The sequence below is a fragment of the Paenibacillus helianthi genome (genome assembly GCF_001909055.1).
GTDB lineage: Bacteria > Bacillota > Bacilli > Paenibacillales > Paenibacillaceae > Paenibacillus_AQ > Paenibacillus_AQ helianthi.
The window spans coordinates 30261-48108 of record NZ_LVWI01000062.1 but is presented as its reverse complement, the minus strand read 5'-3'; the positions used below and the strand labels follow the sequence as shown (position 1 = coordinate 48108).

Genomic DNA, 17848 nt, shown 5'->3' with positions numbered 1-17848 from the left:
AAGTCCCTCAACCAAGTTTAGTTGCGGACTATAGGGAGGTAAGAAAACCAATTCAAGACGTGCTTTGTAATCTTCCAAAAAGGGTTGAAGTAATTTCGCATGATGAATACGAGCATTATCCAGTACTATGACAATCTTTCCTTCAGAGTACGCCTCAACCACCATTTGTAGGAAGGACAGAAACGTCTCTGCGTTATACTGCTCGTCTTCTTTCCAGAGAATTTGACCCGTCATATAATTCAGTACGGCTAACAACTTGACGCCGCGATGTTTGCCTGTGGTCTGGATGATGCGTTGTTTGCCTTTGAGAAACCATGTATGCTGAAGCGCTTGGTAGTCCCGGATCATGGACTCATCTTCGAAGAGCAAATGAGTAATCTCTTCGTCCATTAGTCTTTTTTCAAAGTAGGAAACGTCACCTCTGTAAAGACTTGTTGCTTGGCTTCATCCGCAGCAGCTAGCGTATATGTGGGTTTCGTGTAGCTGAGTCCAAGACGGTGCACCATTTTAGAAATGCCACGAAGCGAGTAGGACGGACCGAACTCCCGCTTAATATACTCACCAATGAGATAGAGGGTCCAGCTGTATTTACTTTCAAACCCTATTTCGTGGGGAACTGAGGATACGATCGTCGCTTTCAGTTGTTCCTGTTGTTCCCGTTGAATAGTTGATTTGCAATCCAGCTACGCCCGCTTCGCGATAAGCACGTAAATATTTATAGACTGTTCGTTCCGTTCTGCCAATGATCTCTGCGATTTCTTGTGCATTCTTCCCTTTCAAATGCAGAAAAATGGCTTGGTAACGCTCAAACATACGTCGCTCTTTTTCTTTTTTCATTAAGCTTTCAATTTCAATAAAGGTTTGTGTCGTTTGCATGGTTTCACCGTCGCTTTTAGGTTGTACTTTTTTATTCGACAGTGTGCAAATGAATTCCTTTAGTTCAACTTATATAGACAGGAACTTATTGATATCATAATCGATCCGATTCTTAGGTCCATCGAAAAGCACTGGAGGTATAAAGGGCAGCGTGTTGAAGCCTCTATTACATTTCATGCGCTGAACGGATCTCCTGGCATACTGATTCAAGTACCGAAAACTGGTTCAAAGAGGATCATTTATGCCATTGAAACAAAACACAATCGATTGGTCAGGTAATCCGGCCAATATACTGCGGCAACCTGCAATACTTTAGGAGCTGACACTATGGATGAATTTAAGACAATGCCTTGTGAGATGAGGGAGTTACAGCTGCACACCTCATGTAAAGAGGATGAGGGGGTGACAGTGAATGCAGCAGCCGGACAGATCTAAATTTGTTCATGAGGCGGAGCTACCGATTAGTTTCGGTAGAAATGCAACAGATACTAACTGGAAGGTCGATTATTTGAAATGGCCGGATTTTGTAGATCGGCTTCGGATCGCTCGTCGTACAACCGAAACGATGCAACAATATGACAAGATGAGCCGCGAGGAGAAAGGGGTCATAAAGAGCGGACCTGCCTTCGTGGGCGGCCTTGTCCGGGGCGGTCGGCGCCGAAAGGAAAGCGTGGACGTTCGCAGTCTGATTACATTGGATGTGGATACGCCAGATGAACCTTTTCTCATGATGGTGGATTTGGTGATCGGTGATCACGCTTATGTAATTTACTCCACGCACAGTCATCGTCATGGCAAACCCAAGTACCGCCTAATCATTCTGATGGATCGGGAAATGACGCCGGATGAATGTTCGGCAGCTTCACGCATGATCGCGTTCTCGCTCGGAATGGAATGCTTTGATAAAACCACATTTGATGTAAATCGGTTAATGTATTTGCCTTCTTGCTCGAAGGACGCAGAGCCTGTGTTTATTGAATCTGAAGGAAATCCGTTTGGAGTAGATCACGCGCTGGGGATGTACGAAGCGAACTGGACAGATCCTGCGAACTGGCCAAAACATCCCAGTGAGGCGGGTTCCCGCTTCACAGGTAGGAAGCCGCAGGACCCCAGAGCCAAGCGGGGCATCGTAGGACAGTTCTGCCGGGTCTATTCTATCGAAGATGCCATTAACGAGTTCCTGTCTGAAATCTATGTGCCGGGTAGCATGACAAATCGCTACACCTACACGCAAGGCAGCAGCGGAAATGGGCTAGAGCTCTTTCCAGAGCAAGAACTGGCTTATTCGCATCAAGATAGCGATCCGGTAGCCGATGGCCACAGCCATAATGCTTTTGATCTGGTTCGGATCCATCTCTTCGGCCACTTGGACGAGGATGCCCCCGAAGGGCAGGAGGTAGATCAGAAGCCCAGTCATTTAGAGATGGTTAAGTTTACCCACGGCCTGGATGATGTTCAGCGTTTAATTCAGGAAGAAGCTACAGCTGAGATTCAGGAAGCCTTCGGTGATGATCCTGATTTTGAGTATGGGATCGATGCAGTCTCGGGTGCGGAGACGGCAATAAACCTAACCGGTATAAAGATTCCGTTAGGCTTTGAGGTCATTGGCGGCAAGCTATTCGAAGTCAAGACCCTGAAAAACGGTGAGGTAAGGAAAGTTGGTGTATGTGAATGCCTGGTTGCCGTCACAGGGCGCTATACGAACCTCACCGATCATACACAGGGGCTGGAGGTCTCATGGGTAAGCAACAGGGGTACGAAGTCTGTTTCCGATACCCGCAGTACTTTTGCCGATTCGAAGAAGCTTATTAATCTATCGGACTATGGGCTGCCGGTCCATTCGGAGAACGCCCGGAAGTTGGCCGCTTATATCAGCCGCTTCGAGTCGGAGAACGCAGACCGGATGGTCACAAGAATAGTCAGCAATCAACTCGGGTGGATCGGTGGTGGGTTCCTGCTTGGCGAACGCTTCATTGGCGAAGGGGACATTCAGTTCATGCCGAAAGATGCGGGGGATGGTCAAACAGCACGAGGCTTTCACATCAAGGGGGAACTGCAGGGAACGATGCTGGTATTGGAGCGAATCAAGCCTTTTCCTGCGGTTAAAATGGCAGTCTATGCCGCGCTGTCGGCGCCGCTGCTGAGTCTTTGGGGTGAGAGCCCTTATATATTCGAGCTGGCTGGCAGTACATCGAGAGGGAAGACAACGGCGCTGAGAATCGCAGCTAGCCTCTTCGGAAGTCCGGATGAAACCAAGCCAGGAATCTTCCGGCAGTGGAATATGACGAAGGTAGCCATTGAGCGATATGCGTCCACTATGAATCATTTACCGCTCTTCTTGGATGACACAAAGAAGACGGACGAGCGGACAGCGCGGCCAATAGTGTACCAGTTCAGCAGCGGGCAGGGGAAGGGCAGAGGATCACTGAAAGGCACTCAAGTCAGCGCTGGCTGGCAAACGGTGATGCTCTCAACCGGTGAGCAGAGAGTTACGAGCTTCGCCAAAGACGGCGGCAGCGTGGGCCGTGTGCTGTCACTGGAGGGCTCCCCATTTATTACAGCAGATATTGAAGCCGCCCGGCTGGTCCAGGAGCTGAATAAGCTGGTAGGTGAAAACTACGGCCATATGGCGGAGCCGTGGATTCGCTTCTTGCAGACTGCCGATATGACCCACTGGAAGAAGCAGTTCAGCGCCGCTTGCGAATGGTATCTGCAGATCAGCCGAACTGCGGGAGAAGTGGCCATGCGGTTGTCGAGAATCATGGCGCTGATCGATGTGACTGGCCAGATGTTCGATGCCTGTTTTGGCCAAGGGTTATATGCTGCTGCTGATCTGGAGAAATCATGGATGGAGGTTACCGGGGGGTCTCCGGAGCTTGACCGAGCAGAGGAAGCACTCGAGTCTGTAATGAGCTGGGTGACCACAAATAATAGGCAGTTCATCATTAATGGGGGCGGGCAGCCGTACCAAGGAAGGCTGTTCGGTGAGATTAAGGAAGATGAACTTTTTGTAATTGATGATTTGCTGGATGAGCATCTCAGATCACGTGGGTATGAGCCTCTTTCTATATCAAAGGCATGGAAAGAGAAGGGGTGGACCAAGGCAGCCCCACAGCGTACCAAATGGAGACGTAGATTGGGCGGAGGAAATCCCTGGACCTACTGTTTTGATATGACCAAGCTCGAATGGTCCTTTGATACAAGGGAACGATTTTCAGAATTCGGACAGGATTAATTCTCGGTGTTCTCAATCATTGGCACGGCACTGAGAACGGGAAATCCCTTGATGCAAAAGGGAATCTGTATTCTTGTTCTCAGTGTTCCTTATGTTCTCAATATAAATACAATATGTACACATAAGGGAAATCTCTCTGCTATATACCCCTATTTTTTCATATAGACGTCGTATATGTTGCGGAGACTGAGAACAGAGAACCAAGTCCCTCAAACCCTTGCGGCACAAGGGTTTAGCTCTTGGAACAAGGCTGGAACCGCTGGGAACAATTTGATTAAACGCGGCGGAGTTGCTGCAAGCAAGGTCAATGCTGGGAGGGAGGTGATAAGCAAATTATGAGCAAACGACTGAATCGGGAAGTGGAACAGACGATTGATGAGCTTTGGGAGCGGGGTATGGATGCCTCCCTGCTGAGCCGTGAGATCGAGAACCTCATTGATGACCGATGGCCGCATTATGAAGCGGAACGTGACTGGCGGGATGTCGCGGAGCGGCTGGGGCTGATGTAGCAGGACAGATCCACTCTGAGATAAGTAAGGAACCTATTTGAAGGGAGTTGATATAGATGGCACTGACGGCTAAACAGAAGCTTTTCGTAACCGAATATCTGGTTGATCTTAACGCTACTCAGGCTGCGATTCGTGCCGGGTATAGTGCCAAGACCGCCAGATCTGTCGGGCAGGAGAACCTGACAAAACCTGATATAAAAATCGCCATACAGGAAGCCATGGACAAGCGAGCTGCCAAGGTTGAGGTTACCGCCGAGATGGTGCTTCAGCACTGGCTGGATTTGGCTACTGCTGACCCCAATGAAGTCATCCATCATCGGCGCGTCTGCTGCCGGCACTGCTTTGGTCATGATCATGAGTATCAGTGGATTGACAACGAGGAGTATGAGCGAGCGGTGAACGCTGCCAAGCTCAGCACCAAGAAGGGCAAGACGCCTGTGCTTCCTTCCGATTCCGGGGGCTACGGCTTCGACCCAACTATTAGACCACATCCGAAATGCCCTGAATGCCACGGGGAGGGTCATGGACAGCTCCACGCTGCGGATACAAGGGATCTGAGCCCGAAGGCAAAGAAGTTGTACGCCGGAGCCAAATACACGGCAAACGGACTGGAGGTCAAGCTGAATGACCAGGAGCAGGCGTGGGACCGGATCGCCCGGCACCTTGGCATGTACAAGGATGAACTCAGGCTGAAGGGCGAGCTGACTATCAAAAAATTAGAAGATTTGATGTAATCGACTTCAAGCAGCTAAGTGAGAAAAAGAGAAAAGAAAGAGAGGTTTGATATAATGGCAGGATTTTCGTTTCCCAATGTAAATGGTATGAACAGTGTAGAAGAACTTAAAAACGCCGTAGGCAAGATGACGAAGGAGCTATCGTGGCTTCTAAATAACCTTGATTGGAAGAACATTAACGAGTTACACATCCCCTTGGATAACGGCGCATCAATCATCCTGGATAATGAGGGCATCACCATTAACGATGGCGTGAATTTGACATTCACAGCGGGAATTGACGGGAAAGTAGTTATGACAGGAGCGCTGGTCCGGAGTAAGACTGACTACCCTTTGATCAAAATGGACCCGGAGGGCGATCTATTTGGAGCTTACACAGCAGAAGGGAAGGGGGTTGAAATTCGTTCTGTCGGAACGAATGAACTCGCTGATTTCAGTTTTGTAAACGGGAGTGATTATGCATCAATGAGTCTTCCCAGTAGCTCCACGGGCTTGTATATGAACGGCAACAGTAACCTGACGCTGGAGTTCATGAACATCTATCTTCGGGGATATAATTCGATTCAAGTGATAGATTGGGCGCAACTCAAGAACGAGCAGACCGGGGTTTCGATGGCGAATGAATTGCATAACAAAGCTGACGTTTCGGAGGCAGGCTATAATATGACATTTGACCCGACATCCCGTAATTTGAAACTGTGGAGTAAAGATGGCAATCTGTTGGCACAGGTGAACATTCCAGCATAGTAGTCTTGTCAGAACTGTAACCTACCGACGATAATAAGGGTAGAAATTTTTACCAAGGGAGTGTTCATCTTGAAGAAATTTGTGTCTGGAATTATTGTCGGTGCGTTATTGTTTGCCGGGGCTTCGGCTTTCGCCGATTCTACGAGTCTGGTCGGGAAAAAGGTAACAGGGGTCTTCTCGATTGAGAAGGACGGAAAAAATGTTGCAGAAGCGGCCATCATAAATGGTTCAGCGTATGCTCCGGTACGCGCTGTCGCGCAAATCTCCGGGGCAACGCTGACTGTAGAGGGGAAGAAGATCATTATGAGCGACAATACCGCGAATATAGCAACGAGTGATTTGCCAGCAGCGGTTTCCATTAGTAGAAAAAAGATTGAAATTCAAGCCGTTCAGACTAAAATCGAATCTGCCAGGGGCGGCGTGAGTCTGTACGAAACGGATGCAATTCCAAGGGCACAGGCAGCCTATGACAACTCCATTGGTACCATTGAAGAAACTGGACGAAAGAATTTCCTTGATAATTTGCTGGCTAATTTGGAGGCAAAGAAAGTCGAACTGGCTGACCTGGAGGCACAGCTTGTGGAATTGAATAAGCAACTGGCCGAATTGGAAGGATAGGGATAGCACCTGAAATATAATAGTTTTACTGTATTATGAGCTCTCTCTTCGGAGGGCTCTTTTCATTATTTTAGCCACAGGGGGACCTGATATTATGACGACTAATGAGTTTATCGACGAAATCAAGAATCGTATCCTGGCTCAGCTGCTGCCGGTCACACAGGAAATAGCAGATCAGAAGTACGCGGATCGGCTGAAGCGGGCGACTCTCTCTGCAGACGAGGCAGCAGAGTATATCGGCATTTCAAAGACTTTGCTCTATACCATGGCTAAGGAAAAAAGAATTCCGTGGTTTCCTATTGGAGCCGCAGGATCTCAAAAGCCTCAAATGCGGTTTAGGTTGTCTTCACTTGACCGCTGGATGGATGATCAGGAGCGGTTAAATTATGACGCGCCGGACGGCTGATATCACTCTTCATAGCTAGTTCGAAGCCGTAACTATATTGTGTTGCAATTTTCGACAATCGCTACGAATCCAAAATTTTAGAGTGTTATTGCAGGGGATACTTGAGAGGTGACGAATTATATTCCTCAGAAGTTATTTAATGTATAAAGGTGGTTAAAGAATGAGCCTAAGTCGTGAGGTAAGAAGACTTGATAATACATGGGAGAGAGGCGATTATCCAAAACATCTTGAATGGTTAGAAATAAATAACGTTAGAGGATGGGCGGGTGAAAGAGTTGATTTTAAATTTCCTATTGTAGCAATTGTAGGAGAGAACGGCTCAGGTAAAAGCACAATACTTCAATGCGCAGCTTCACTATATAGAGATTCAAGAAGGTCTAAAAACGCACAACTATTCCCGTCATTGTTCTTTCCTGACACCGCTTGGGAAGAACTAACTGATATTGATATAAAAGCCTCTATTAGGGAGGGTACAAATTCACATGTTATCTCGGTAAGAAAGCCTACAACCAGATGGAGGGGGATTGAAACACGTAGAGAAAGAAAGGTGGAATTTCTTGACCTGAGAAGAATACAGCCTATAAATGCGAGAATGGGTTACTCAAGACTAGCCAAAAGATCGGTTAAAGAAGCATCTTCACAATTATTCACTGATGATCAAAAAAACAGGTTTTCAAGTATTATTGGTAAGTCTTACAATAGTGTAAAACAGTCAATAACTGATATAGATGCGAATCGTTCAGTGAATGTAATTTCTCTAAATGGTCATAGCTACTCAGGTTTTCATCAAGGGGCTGGTGAGGCTACTATTGCAGGATTATTAGCTCAAGATATACCTCAATACAGTTTAGTATTAATCGATGAGATAGAAACATCATTGCATCCAAGAGCACAAAGAAGATTATTAAGAGATTTGGCTGTTATATCAAGAGAAAAGAAAGTGCAGTTTATTATAACTACACACTCTCCGTATATACTTGATGAATTGCCGGCAATTGCAAGAGTCTATGTGTTTAATGATAATGGTATTAAAAATGTAGTAAACGGAATAAGTTCGGAATTTGCCCTCACAAGAATGGATGAAATTAACTACCCTGAGCTAGATATTTATGTTGAGGATGATGTGGCAAAAATCTTAATAGAAGAAATTCTTGCAAAGAATAATTTGGATCACTTGTCGCGATGCTCTATTATTTCATATGGATCAGCATCTGTTGGCAAATCCTTAGGGATGATGGAATCCCAAGGGAGATTTCCGCGGCCCTCAATTATCATTCTTGATGCTGATCAAGATAGTTCACCAGGGTGCCTGTTGCTACCGGGAGATGATGCTCCAGAACGTCAGATATACGATGATTTAAGTATTAGTGGTTGGCCGGATGTTGCACAGAATGTTAATCGATCCCATTCTCAATTAGTTAATTTCACTGAGCAAGCTGCAACATTACCAAATCATCATGATTGGATAAAACATACCGCAGACAAACTAGTTGTTGGCGGGAATGAATTGTGGAGAGCCATGGCTCGTTCATGGGTTAAGAATGAACTGAGAGATGAAGCTACTCAAGACTTATTAAATTTAATCGATGCGAAGCTTGAAGGTCAATCGTGAGGAAAGCGATTCAGATAAAATTCCTATGGATAAATAAAAGGGCGTACCTAATTGCGCCCTTTTTCGTGACTTTTGGGAGTGCAAAAAAAAACAGTACAGCTTGTTTGATGTGAATCTGATGTGAAACTTGATGTTAAACCGCCCTAAAAGCCGACAACACAGCATACGCTGTTCATAAAAGCCCTTATTTTACGCGGTTTCTTATCACTATAACAGAAGCCCTAATAACGGGATGGTTGCCCGCATACGGTGCATGTGGAATCGGTAGCTGTGTTGGTTAGGGAGTAAAAAATAAACAGAAGCGGCAGGAATCTATATAAGATTCCATATCCCTTCTGGAGTAAGAGCCATGTAGAGAGGTCTACATGGCTCTTTTGTGTATTTTTAAACTTAGATTGCGAGCGTTCAAGAGTATAGGAATTGTTATTCCCAATACGGAACACCTGTGAAGAGAAACGATTCATTGTTTACATAGGCATTAATTTCTCTACTGGCTAATTTACTGATATGGTTTGGCAACCAATCCTGCGAATCGGGCAGACCCAGCCAGAAATTCATGGTTTCAAGCTGTGCTGCAACGAAAAAACCTTCCAATAGCTCAATATAGTTATCCGGTAATGAATGATACTTAGAATATGATTTCAGTAACTGTTCTCTGAATGAAGGGTGTATATAGGAGAACGTCCAGCCCAGATCAACCAAATAGTAACCAAACCCGCAAGCGCCAAAATCGATGGGCCGCGCCTCGTTTTCATGAAACACAATATTACTTGGAATCAAATCGGCATGAATCATTCCCCAATTACCGGACGTTCTCTCCATAGAGTTCATCATTGTAATTACCTGCTCACCTGCAATCTGAAGAAGTTCGGTATCACTTGTATGAAGCAGACCTGCATTAGCCCGCTCCCTAAGCTTGCCCAGTGATTGTAATATACGGGAACTATCAAAGACAGGACGTTCAAATAAACTTGGGATTTGCCAGTTAGAGGCTTGCCTATGTAATTTACCGGTCATTTCACCTATATATTTAGCGTCATCTATTGTAAGGATAAAAGGTTTCTGCTCACCTTCCACCCATTGTAGCAAAGTGCAGCTTGTATTGTTTACGTTCGTAATGAATTCTCCGCAGGTATTCTTGTAAGGTGAAGGCAGGGTTAAATCTGTATCTAATGCTAAGGCGTGAAGCCAGATCATTTCGGAATGGATCACTTCCGGCTTACTCCAAAAACTCTCAAGAGCGTCACCCTTGGATATATGCAATCGGAGGCTATAGCTGTTGTTATCCAGGTCAGTGATTTTGTAGATCGTATTTCCGCTTTGTGCAATGAAATCAATCGATTTACATGTTATGGAGTAGTTACTTAACGCTTCCTTTGCTATACTCAAATTTTTATCCAATCCTCAATCTCTCCTCGTTATCATTGTATAATATTACAGTAACACATCAATTTTTAGGGAAAAATGTAATGGTTGATTATATTTGTTTTTGACTACTGGCAAATAGTTGATAGGGGGGATTGTTCTTGAGAACTGTATTTTTAGCAAAGCCGAGTATTGAATATCAAGACGAATACATAGCTTTCTACGAGGAATGGAGGTCTAGTGGAGAATCTATTGTACCGTGGGTTGTAAGCAGAGACCCGTCTGACTTTGAGGGTATGATTCAATTTCTGCTTGAAAATGAAAATCGAGAGCATATCCCTGAAAATTGGGTTCCAAGTTCTACATACTGGTTAGTATCCAATGACAAGAGGGTCATAGGGGCAGTAAATATCAGACATGACTTAACTGAAAAGTTATTAAATTGTGGCGGTCATATTGGATACGGAATTCGTCCTACCGAGAGACAAAAAGGTTATGCTACAAAATTACTTGCTATGGCATTGGGAAAAACAAAAGAACTCGGTATCAGAAAAGTTCTTGTTGTATGTGATGAAGATAATATAGCTTCCGAGAAAACGATACTAAACAACGGCGGAATACCGGACACAAGCTTTACAGAAGAAGATGGCAATATCGTAAAAAGATTTTGGATTGAAACCTAATCATTTTGAGATGCTTCAAGTCTTTACGCCTGTAAATCCAGCAAACAAAGGGGAAAATATGATAAAGATTCAATTCTCAATCGAAAATAATTACCGACAAAGGTAAGGCATGTTTTACACCGTTTAATATCCGTGAGTACGAATAATCGGCAGTCGTCAACATATCGCTGTTGTCACAACACGACCCCTTATCTCGTTTTATAAGCAAAACAAAATAAGGAGTGGTTGCAATGAAAGAATTGATATGCATCATCGTTGGCGGAGGATATGCGGGCATCAATGCGGTTAATGCGATTCGAAAAACGTTAAAGGGTGAGTCAAGCCAGCGTCCGCTTCGACTCATTCTAATCGATAAGAATCCCTATCACCTTCGTAAAGTTTTGCTTTTTAAGCCTGCGGCTGGAAACGAAGATATAATTGTCCCACTGACAAGGTTGTTTCCCGTGGGGGTCGAATTCGTTCAGGCTACCGTAACCAAAATCGAATCAGAGAAGAGAAGGCTGCTTTATCAGGATGCCGAAGGAATTGAGAATTCGATGGAATATGACATTCTCGTTTTGACGGTAGGCAGCATCGTACGGCAACCCGACCTTGATCAGGGGGGGATGGCATTGGCGAGCTTGGATGCCGCGTGGAAGATCAGAGAAGCGTGGCGCACGAATATGCAAAAAGCCGTTAAGGAAACAAACGCGAAAGAGCGTCAGAGATTAATGACCATTGCCGTTGCGGGAGCAGGTATAAGCGGCATCGAGACATCTGCCGAACTGGCTCATTTCGTTCGAGAAGATGCGCAGCAATGGGGACTTGATCCGGGCGCTGTGAGGATAAAACTATTTAACACGAACAAGAGGCTATTCCCGGATGGCCCGGCCAAGGTAGGGCTTAAACTGGAACGTTCACTTGAAGCTTGCGGAGTAACCGTCTTACAAGGGAGCAGAGTTTTACAGGAGAAAGAGGGAACGCTTACCTTATCTAGCGGAGAAACGATGTCTGTCGGTCTATGTGTTTGGACGCTGGGGCTTCTACCCAATCCAACGCTGCGAAACATCGGGTTACCGGTCACTCCGGAAGGATACGTGATCGTAGATGCAAGTTACCGGGTTCAGGGTACTCAGGGTGTATACAGCATTGGCGACTGCGCCCGAATCGTAGACCCTGCTAGCGGACGGGCGGACGGGAAGACGTGTAAGGAAGCGACCGCTCAAGCGGCAAGGCTTGGGAAGATTTTGTCGGCGGATCTTGAAGGGCGCCCTGCACCTTCGCATAAGGGGTTTATAGACTTTTTCTGCTTTGGCTTAGGTCCGGGGCATGGAATGGCATGGACACGTATATTGGGGGTAGATATTGTTTTTACGGGAAAGCTGGGTTGGCGACTGAGGAAATTTACATGGGATGCGCCAAGTCTGTTAAAATAATGTAACTAAGTAGAGGATTCGAGGCTAAGATTGGAAGTGGGAAGATGCAAGAGTTATATGAGCAGTATAAAGCGCTGCTGTTTACGCTTGCCTACCAACTGACCGGGTCGGCTTCCGATGCGGAGGATGCTGTGCAGGACGTATTCCTGAAGATCAATGACGTAGATCTGGCGCGTTTGGTTAAACCCAGAGCATATCTGTGCAAAATGGTGACTAATCGCTGTCGGGATTTATTCAAATCGGCGCGTAAACGGCGGGAACTGTATTTCGGACAATGGCTTCCCGAGCCCATTTTTACGCCCAATGATGAATCGTTTGAAGCGGTTGTTCGTGATGAGCTGTTGTCTTACGCTATGCTCGTGTTGCTTGAAAGACTATCCCATACGGAACGGGCGGTATTCGTGCTTCGTGAAGCGCTCGGCTTTGAATATTCAGATATTGCTGAACTTGTTGACAAAAGTGAAGCAAATTGCCGCAAACTGTTCAGCCGTGCGAGAGGGAAGATGGGGATTACCCGTGATGAGCAGGTCCACTCAGAAGCGGCGAGCGAAGAGTGGGTCCGTCGATTCCTGAAGGCTCTCGAACTGGGAAACGTGGACACGGTTGTATCCATACTCACCGAAGATGTCGTGTTGGTCTCTGATGGAGGGGGCAAAGCGTTCGCCGCCGTCCGTCCTATTGAATCGCGCGATCCCGTCGCCCGGTTCCTTCTCGGTCTAATTCGTAAGGCTCCTCATTACGAAGGAGGCGTGCATGTAGAGATGACGGATATAAATGGTCAAACAGGGCTTGTTGTCCGTTCAGGCGAGGGCATCGAAGTTGTTGTGCTGATACACGTTGAGAGAAATGCGATTTGCAACCTGTACTTTATTAGGAACCCAGATAAGCTGAGGCATTTATTGAAATGAAAAAGAGTATTCGATTGGAGCTAGTCCTTATGTACAAGACCACGAACAGCTTATATAAGGGAGGAATCATGACAACTTCGACTTTCGAGATATTATTAAAATGCCGAGAAGGCTTGCGGCGGCAGCCGGATCTGCAACTATTGGCGTATTGGCAGAGCAGCTTTTTTTTGATGGGTACAGATGGCAAATGGTTTTGATCTATCTGATCTCCGCTCAATGCCGTTGTTCAAATAAAATAAAGAGCATCACCTCACTGCCCGAATCTTTTTTATTTCGGGCCTTGGAGACCACATCACCATTCGAGCCATGGACGGGAAGCATAAAGGATATCTAACCGTGACAGTAGCGGGGATTGTCGATCAGGATTTGCTGTCGAACGAATATAATAGCAGTCAAGTTCTTTCATTCTTTACGTCCCCGGAAGTCTATTCCAGGATCATGGGAACCGATACTTATTCCAGAATCTTCATCCTGGCTAATCCGGAGCTATCGAGCCTGCCTATAACAGACTATCTCAAATCATTAAATGAAAAGGATGCCGGATTTAATTATACGGATCGGGTGACGGAAATCGCTCAGGCCAAAAATGACGCCATGACGTTCAGTATCTTGCTGTATGGCTTCATCGGTGTCATTGTGCTCATTGGTTTCTTGAACATTATGAATACCGTAAGTACGAATCTGATCCTTCGTACGAAAGAGTTTGCAGTGCTGAAGGCCATCGGCATGACGCAGAATGAAGTGAGGAAAATGATTATTTTAGAAGGGATATTCTATGGTTTATTGGCCTCCTTGATCGGTATTCTGCTAGGGACGGCTCTGAATTATGGACTACATGTTCTCTTCGCAGGCATTTTGGATACAGCCTGGGTATTCCCGTGGGCCAGTATCGGCATTGCCTTCGCGGGTGCGATGATTACGTCGCTCGCCGCCGCGATTTGGCCGATGTATAGGTTAAATAAAGTAAATATTGTAGATGGCCTTCGGAGAGAGAATTAGATTACGTAATTCCACCCTGTGGCATCACCAATGAAAAGAAGACGCAGGAAACTCCTAATTCCTGTGCGTCTTCTTTTTTTGTGCTTGTGCAGAATAATGGGGAATTAATAATGGTTGTTGATGATCATTGTTAACTCTACCAATTCATCCAGAAGCTGCTCTTCCAAGCTGATGATCTCACACATCTTCTTATGAATCTTCACCCGCGCAGCCTGCTTATTGCCGGAACACATCACCTTGATTATAAATTGATTAATCAGATCCCACTGCTCTCCTGCATGCCGGTAGCCCTCGGCGGCCCGGGAGAGTGCGGGCACATGGGCACCATCGTCAAGCAGCTGCAGGAATAGGCTGAACCGGATTCTGCTGATCGGCAGGGCGTTGGCGTAGATCTTGAAGTTAGAACTGGCTTCGGCAGTCCCGTCGCCGGTAACTCCCTCCTCCAGATAGGCGTCCGCATAGGCGGATAGCTGCGCGGCAACCTGGCCCGGCTGAATCTGGTGGGTTGGATGGGTCAGCATTCCTTGAAGCGTAGTCTGCCAATCTGTGTATGAACGCGAAGTATCACAAAGATCAAATAAGGCATAGAAATGGCAGGCTTGCTCCAGGAGATCAAAATCCACTGCTTCAAGCTCTTTGCCATAGTAGGCATCCGTCAGATAAATGATGTTGCTCGAACGGTCCAGTCCAACGGCGAGACAGGCATGGCTGGTATGCAGCCTGCGGAAGGCCACACACCAGGGGCAGTCATAAGAATCGAATCCGACCAGGACCGGCATTCCTGAGGACAGCCGGCTCTCCAGGATGTCCAGCATAAAGTTCTTATCCATAGCCGGCCCCTTCCGTTCGATATAACTGAACCTAAGGCCATGGTACGCAGACAGGGATTCTGTACTGATCCGTGGCAGCATTAACCGCTCAATCAACGGCTGATCCGGGGACTGCTGTTCTTCAAAAGACATCTGCCAGGCATTGCCGTACATGCACTTGCTGTCCGTTCCCTGCCACTTCGCAACAGACTGGATGCAGTCATCAATACAACTGCGCAGGGTAGGGTAGGGGGTACTCTTAATGGGAGCAATGTTCAGCACTGCTCATCATCTCCTTCGCCGACAAAAAATGACTCTGCAACCGGTTTCGGTAAGAGGCAGGGGTCATCCCGCTATATTCACGGAATAGCCGGTAGAAATATTTCATATCGTAAATTCCGACCTCCAGTGCAACGGACTGTATCCCAAGCTTCGTGAACATCAGCAGGATGCAGCTGTATTTCATGCGGATTTCCTGTAGCATCTGGATGTAGGACCTGCCGGTTTTAATTTTGAATAATCTCTGAAACTGGCGGGAGCTCACCGAAATCTGCCGGCTCATCTCCTTCAGCGTGATTTTTTTCCTGAAATTACTAATCATATACAGGATGACGTCATGCAGCGGATCATAGTCCTTCCCGGGCTGCTGAGTGAAAGGGACGGCAGCTGCAGGCATAATGAGGTTCGCCACTTCGAACAGCAACGGGTATAGCTGCTGTTGACCCCTAAGTGAGCCATAGTTTTGCATCCCCTGCATACGGCGGAGCAATAAGGTCAGCTCTACGCTTTTCCCTCTATACCAGAACCATTGCTTCACCTCCAGAAGCCTCAGCAGTGGTAACATATCCACTTCGGAGAAGGGTCTCGGCAGCTCTCTGAGAATCCTGCAAAGCTCAGGCCTGAGCATACAATTGAAGATGAGGAGCGGCTCTGCACCGGTCAGATCCTGAGGGTGAAAGACATGGGAAACCCCGGGAGGTATAACTAACAAATCCCCCTGCATAACCTGCATTTTATCCTCACCCGCCAGATGGATTCCTTTCCCTTGAACCACATAAGCGAGCTCCAAAAAATCGTGCTGATGACATACGGAAGTGACCGTTTCCTGAGTGAGGAGCATTTGTACCGATGAACAGGAGTCAAATAGATATTCCCCAGTAAATACCGGAAAACCTTCCATAAACAAACCTCCGTTTCCTGCTTCCTTAGGATGGACAACCTGGAATCTACCCTAGTATAGCTGAATATTTTGGCGCATTCAACCATATATTAACAGTCCGATTTTTGGTATATTCTTTCTATTCATTCCTAATACGCATACTGAAAGGGGTATACACATGCAGCAGAAGGTCATTGAAATTATCGCCGAAATCAAAGAGGAACCGGGCCTGCTTCAGACGCTGAACGGAGCTTCAGATCTGACGCTGGACGCCGCACTTGATTCCCTGCAAATCATCAACTTTATTCTGAGAATCGAAGACGAATTCGATGTCGAAGTAGATTTCGATACCTTTGATCTTGAACATTTGAAATCGGTAGACCGCTTCTCCGATTATGTCGCGGGGCTTGCCGTACGATGAAGAACGCTGTGCACTGCGGCAGCCTGGAGTCGGAACGGTACTGGCGGGAGGAAGATCTGGCTGCTCTACCATCCGTTCCTGATGCGAAGGCTCTGGCTATTGTGCAGGCCATGGATGAGATGCTGTTTGTCTTCTGCAGGAGCGGAGATATTCTATTAACCCGTCAGGGTATGGATAAGGCTCAATATGACTATCTGCAATCGCTCGATTATTCATTTAGGACCAATATGAATCCATTAACCTTGGGAGTGGAGGAACCAGGCACAGCACAGGACGCACTGAATGTATTTGAACTGCTGGGCAGGCTGGACCCCGGGCAGGAACTGGGCAGCTTAATACCGGAAGGATGGTTCCTTGAACCTTTTGCCGTGCTTCCCGGGACGCATGAGGCGGTTAGGCGATATAAGCTTCTGCCCGTTATCCCGGATGAACAGATTGTACGCAAAGTGAACACCAAAACCTACTCTGCTGCTATGCGGGACAGGCTGCTGCTGCCGAATATCGCTCTTGTCGTCCATAACACGGAAGAGTTGCTGCAATCAGGACAAGCGTTGCTGGAGAAGGGGGCTTTTCTGATCAAGGATGAGTATGGTGTATCCGGCAAAGGAAATCAGCTCGTGGACTCTGAGCGGGTGTTGCGCAGAATTGCCGGGTATCTGGAGTCCAGCCGAAACCAGGACAAAAGAATAAAGTTTGTGCTCGAACCTCTGCTGGACCGGGAGACAGACTTCTCCTGTCAATTTCACATTGATCCGGAAGGCCGGATCTCGATATTGTCCGTTCAGCAACTGGTCAACCACGGTTTTGCCTTCGGAGAGTCACATTCCCCGGAGCCGTCTCTGCTCGAAAGGCTGGACCGGGAAGGATATTGGGAAACCATGCACAGCATTGGGCGGGAGCTGTATGCAGATGGTTATTTCGGTGATGTATGCGTGGATTCAATGCTGCTGCGTGACGGGAGCCTCGCCCCTCTGGTGGAGATCAATGCCCGGAAGTCGATGAGTCTGATCAAGCATAATGTAGACCGCCATCTCAAGCAGGAGGGGATGCACACCTGTCTATTACAGGTACCGCTGGCAACCCTAGGCGAGGTTCATTATGAAGATCTGCTGGGGCGGCTTGCGCAAGAAGACGTTTTATTTTCGCTGGGAGAGGGGGAAGGAGTAATTCCTTTGGCTTCGGGTACACTCCAGCCTCCAGCCTCTTCCCGATCCACCGGCTCCGGCAAAGGCAAGCTGTATGCAGCACTCGCTTACCGAAATGAAGACAGCAAGAATAGACTCATCCGTAAGCTGGACGAATCGCTTCTGCGCACTGGCTATACTATACTGCGATAAAGAAAGGGATCCTCC

General features: G+C 46.9%; 17 protein-coding genes and 1 pseudogene. 14 read left to right on the top strand and 4 right to left on the bottom strand.

Features of this window, described 5'->3' with window-relative positions:
• Positions 1–876, bottom strand: a pseudogene (locus A3844_RS33555) (IS630 family transposase); the annotation flags it as partial.
• A gap of 412 nt (positions 877–1288) precedes the next feature.
• Here A3844_RS33555 and A3844_RS23365 point away from each other — a divergent pair.
• From A3844_RS23365 to A3844_RS23340, 7 genes are all read left to right on the top strand, one after another.
• Positions 1289–4111: a DUF927 domain-containing protein gene (locus A3844_RS23365; protein WP_074108619.1), complete on the top strand. Its 2823-nt coding sequence runs from the start codon at positions 1289–1291 to the stop codon at positions 4109–4111.
• 335 nt (positions 4112–4446) lie between these two features.
• Positions 4447–4620, top strand: coding sequence for a hypothetical protein (locus tag A3844_RS32865; protein ID WP_167374729.1), 174 nt, complete (start codon positions 4447–4449; stop codon positions 4618–4620).
• A 56-nt stretch (positions 4621–4676) separates the two neighbouring features.
• On the top strand, positions 4677–5354 hold the full coding sequence (locus A3844_RS23360; RefSeq protein ID WP_074108618.1) for a terminase small subunit: 678 nt from the start codon (positions 4677–4679) through the stop codon (positions 5352–5354).
• A gap of 54 nt (positions 5355–5408) precedes the next feature.
• Complete coding sequence (locus tag A3844_RS23355; RefSeq protein ID WP_074108617.1) at positions 5409–6101, top strand: hypothetical protein; 693 nt, start codon at positions 5409–5411, stop codon at positions 6099–6101.
• A 69-nt stretch (positions 6102–6170) separates the two neighbouring features.
• Positions 6171–6719: a hypothetical protein gene (locus A3844_RS23350; protein WP_074108616.1), complete on the top strand. Its 549-nt coding sequence runs from the start codon at positions 6171–6173 to the stop codon at positions 6717–6719.
• A 94-nt stretch (positions 6720–6813) separates the two neighbouring features.
• Positions 6814–7125 carry a helix-turn-helix domain-containing protein gene (locus A3844_RS23345; protein WP_074108615.1) on the top strand — a complete coding sequence of 104 codons (312 nt, stop codon included), beginning with the start codon at positions 6814–6816 and terminating at the stop codon, positions 7123–7125.
• A gap of 160 nt (positions 7126–7285) precedes the next feature.
• Positions 7286–8737: an ATP-dependent nuclease gene (locus A3844_RS23340; protein ID WP_074108614.1), complete on the top strand. Its 1452-nt coding sequence runs from the start codon at positions 7286–7288 to the stop codon at positions 8735–8737.
• Between the two features lie 423 nt (positions 8738–9160).
• Here the strand turns inward: A3844_RS23340 and A3844_RS23335 are convergent, their stop codons facing one another.
• Positions 9161–10138: a phosphotransferase enzyme family protein gene (locus A3844_RS23335; RefSeq protein ID WP_074108613.1), complete on the bottom strand. Its 978-nt coding sequence runs from the start codon at positions 10136–10138 to the stop codon at positions 9161–9163.
• 125 nt (positions 10139–10263) lie between these two features.
• Here A3844_RS23335 and A3844_RS23330 point away from each other — a divergent pair, with 125 nt between their 5' ends.
• The 5 genes from A3844_RS23330 (at position 10264) to A3844_RS23310 (ending at position 14107) form a co-directional block, all read left to right on the top strand.
• A complete protein-coding gene (locus A3844_RS23330) occupies positions 10264–10785 on the top strand; it encodes a GNAT family N-acetyltransferase (RefSeq protein WP_074108612.1) in 522 nt (173 codons plus the stop codon).
• Between the two features lie 230 nt (positions 10786–11015).
• Positions 11016–12200 carry an NAD(P)/FAD-dependent oxidoreductase gene (locus A3844_RS23325; protein WP_074084270.1) on the top strand — a complete coding sequence of 395 codons (1185 nt, stop codon included), beginning with the start codon at positions 11016–11018 and terminating at the stop codon, positions 12198–12200.
• Between the two features lie 44 nt (positions 12201–12244).
• On the top strand, positions 12245–13108 hold the full coding sequence (locus A3844_RS23320) for an RNA polymerase sigma-70 factor (protein ID WP_074108611.1): 864 nt from the start codon (positions 12245–12247) through the stop codon (positions 13106–13108).
• A gap of 68 nt (positions 13109–13176) precedes the next feature.
• Positions 13177–13305 (top strand): hypothetical protein, encoded by a 129-nt coding sequence (locus A3844_RS33795; RefSeq protein ID WP_279629284.1) that lies wholly within the window; start codon positions 13177–13179, stop codon positions 13303–13305.
• A 139-nt stretch (positions 13306–13444) separates the two neighbouring features.
• Positions 13445–14107 (top strand): ABC transporter permease, encoded by a 663-nt coding sequence (locus A3844_RS23310; RefSeq protein ID WP_167374728.1) that lies wholly within the window; start codon positions 13445–13447, stop codon positions 14105–14107.
• 104 nt (positions 14108–14211) lie between these two features.
• Here A3844_RS23310 and A3844_RS23305 read toward each other — a convergent pair whose 3' ends face one another.
• On the bottom strand, positions 14212–15198 hold the full coding sequence (locus tag A3844_RS23305) for a hypothetical protein (RefSeq protein WP_074108608.1): 987 nt from the start codon (positions 15196–15198) through the stop codon (positions 14212–14214).
• Entirely contained in the window at positions 15176–16096 is a 921-nt protein-coding gene (locus A3844_RS23300; protein ID WP_074108607.1) for an AraC family transcriptional regulator, read from the bottom strand. Before A3844_RS23300 ends, A3844_RS23305 begins: the two co-directional genes overlap by 23 nt.
• Positions 16097–16253: 157 nt before the next feature.
• On the opposite strand from A3844_RS23300, the gene A3844_RS23295 reads away from it, so the two are divergent.
• Together A3844_RS23295 and A3844_RS23290 are read left to right on the top strand one after the other, a co-directional pair.
• On the top strand, positions 16254–16496 hold the full coding sequence (locus A3844_RS23295) for an acyl carrier protein (protein ID WP_074084275.1): 243 nt from the start codon (positions 16254–16256) through the stop codon (positions 16494–16496).
• Positions 16493–17833, top strand: a complete 1341-nt coding sequence (locus tag A3844_RS23290; protein WP_074108606.1) for an ATP-grasp domain-containing protein — start codon at positions 16493–16495, stop codon at positions 17831–17833. Before A3844_RS23295 ends, A3844_RS23290 begins: the two co-directional genes overlap by 4 nt.
• The last annotated feature ends 15 nt before the right edge of the window (positions 17834–17848 follow it).

Excerpts from the sequence above, each read along its gene's own strand:
- A3844_RS23365 (WP_074108619.1), top strand. The coding sequence starts at position 1,289 with ATGCAGCAGCCGGACAGATCTAAATTTGTTCATGAGGCGGAGCTACCG.
- A3844_RS23300 (WP_074108607.1), bottom strand. The coding sequence starts at position 16,096 with ATGGAAGGTTTTCCGGTATTTACTGGGGAATATCTATTTGACTCCTGT.
- A3844_RS23320 (WP_074108611.1), top strand. The coding sequence starts at position 12,245 with ATGCAAGAGTTATATGAGCAGTATAAAGCGCTGCTGTTTACGCTTGCC.
- A3844_RS23355 (WP_074108617.1), top strand. The coding sequence starts at position 5,409 with ATGGCAGGATTTTCGTTTCCCAATGTAAATGGTATGAACAGTGTAGAA.
- A3844_RS23325 (WP_074084270.1), top strand. The coding sequence starts at position 11,016 with ATGAAAGAATTGATATGCATCATCGTTGGCGGAGGATATGCGGGCATC.
- A3844_RS23360 (WP_074108618.1), top strand. The coding sequence starts at position 4,677 with ATGGCACTGACGGCTAAACAGAAGCTTTTCGTAACCGAATATCTGGTT.
- A3844_RS23295 (WP_074084275.1), top strand. The coding sequence starts at position 16,254 with ATGCAGCAGAAGGTCATTGAAATTATCGCCGAAATCAAAGAGGAACCG.
- A3844_RS23345 (WP_074108615.1), top strand. The coding sequence starts at position 6,814 with ATGACGACTAATGAGTTTATCGACGAAATCAAGAATCGTATCCTGGCT.
- A3844_RS33795 (WP_279629284.1), top strand. The coding sequence starts at position 13,177 with ATGACAACTTCGACTTTCGAGATATTATTAAAATGCCGAGAAGGCTTG.
- A3844_RS23340 (WP_074108614.1), top strand. The coding sequence starts at position 7,286 with ATGAGCCTAAGTCGTGAGGTAAGAAGACTTGATAATACATGGGAGAGA.
- A3844_RS32865 (WP_167374729.1), top strand. The coding sequence starts at position 4,447 with ATGAGCAAACGACTGAATCGGGAAGTGGAACAGACGATTGATGAGCTT.
- A3844_RS23290 (WP_074108606.1), top strand. The coding sequence starts at position 16,493 with ATGAAGAACGCTGTGCACTGCGGCAGCCTGGAGTCGGAACGGTACTGG.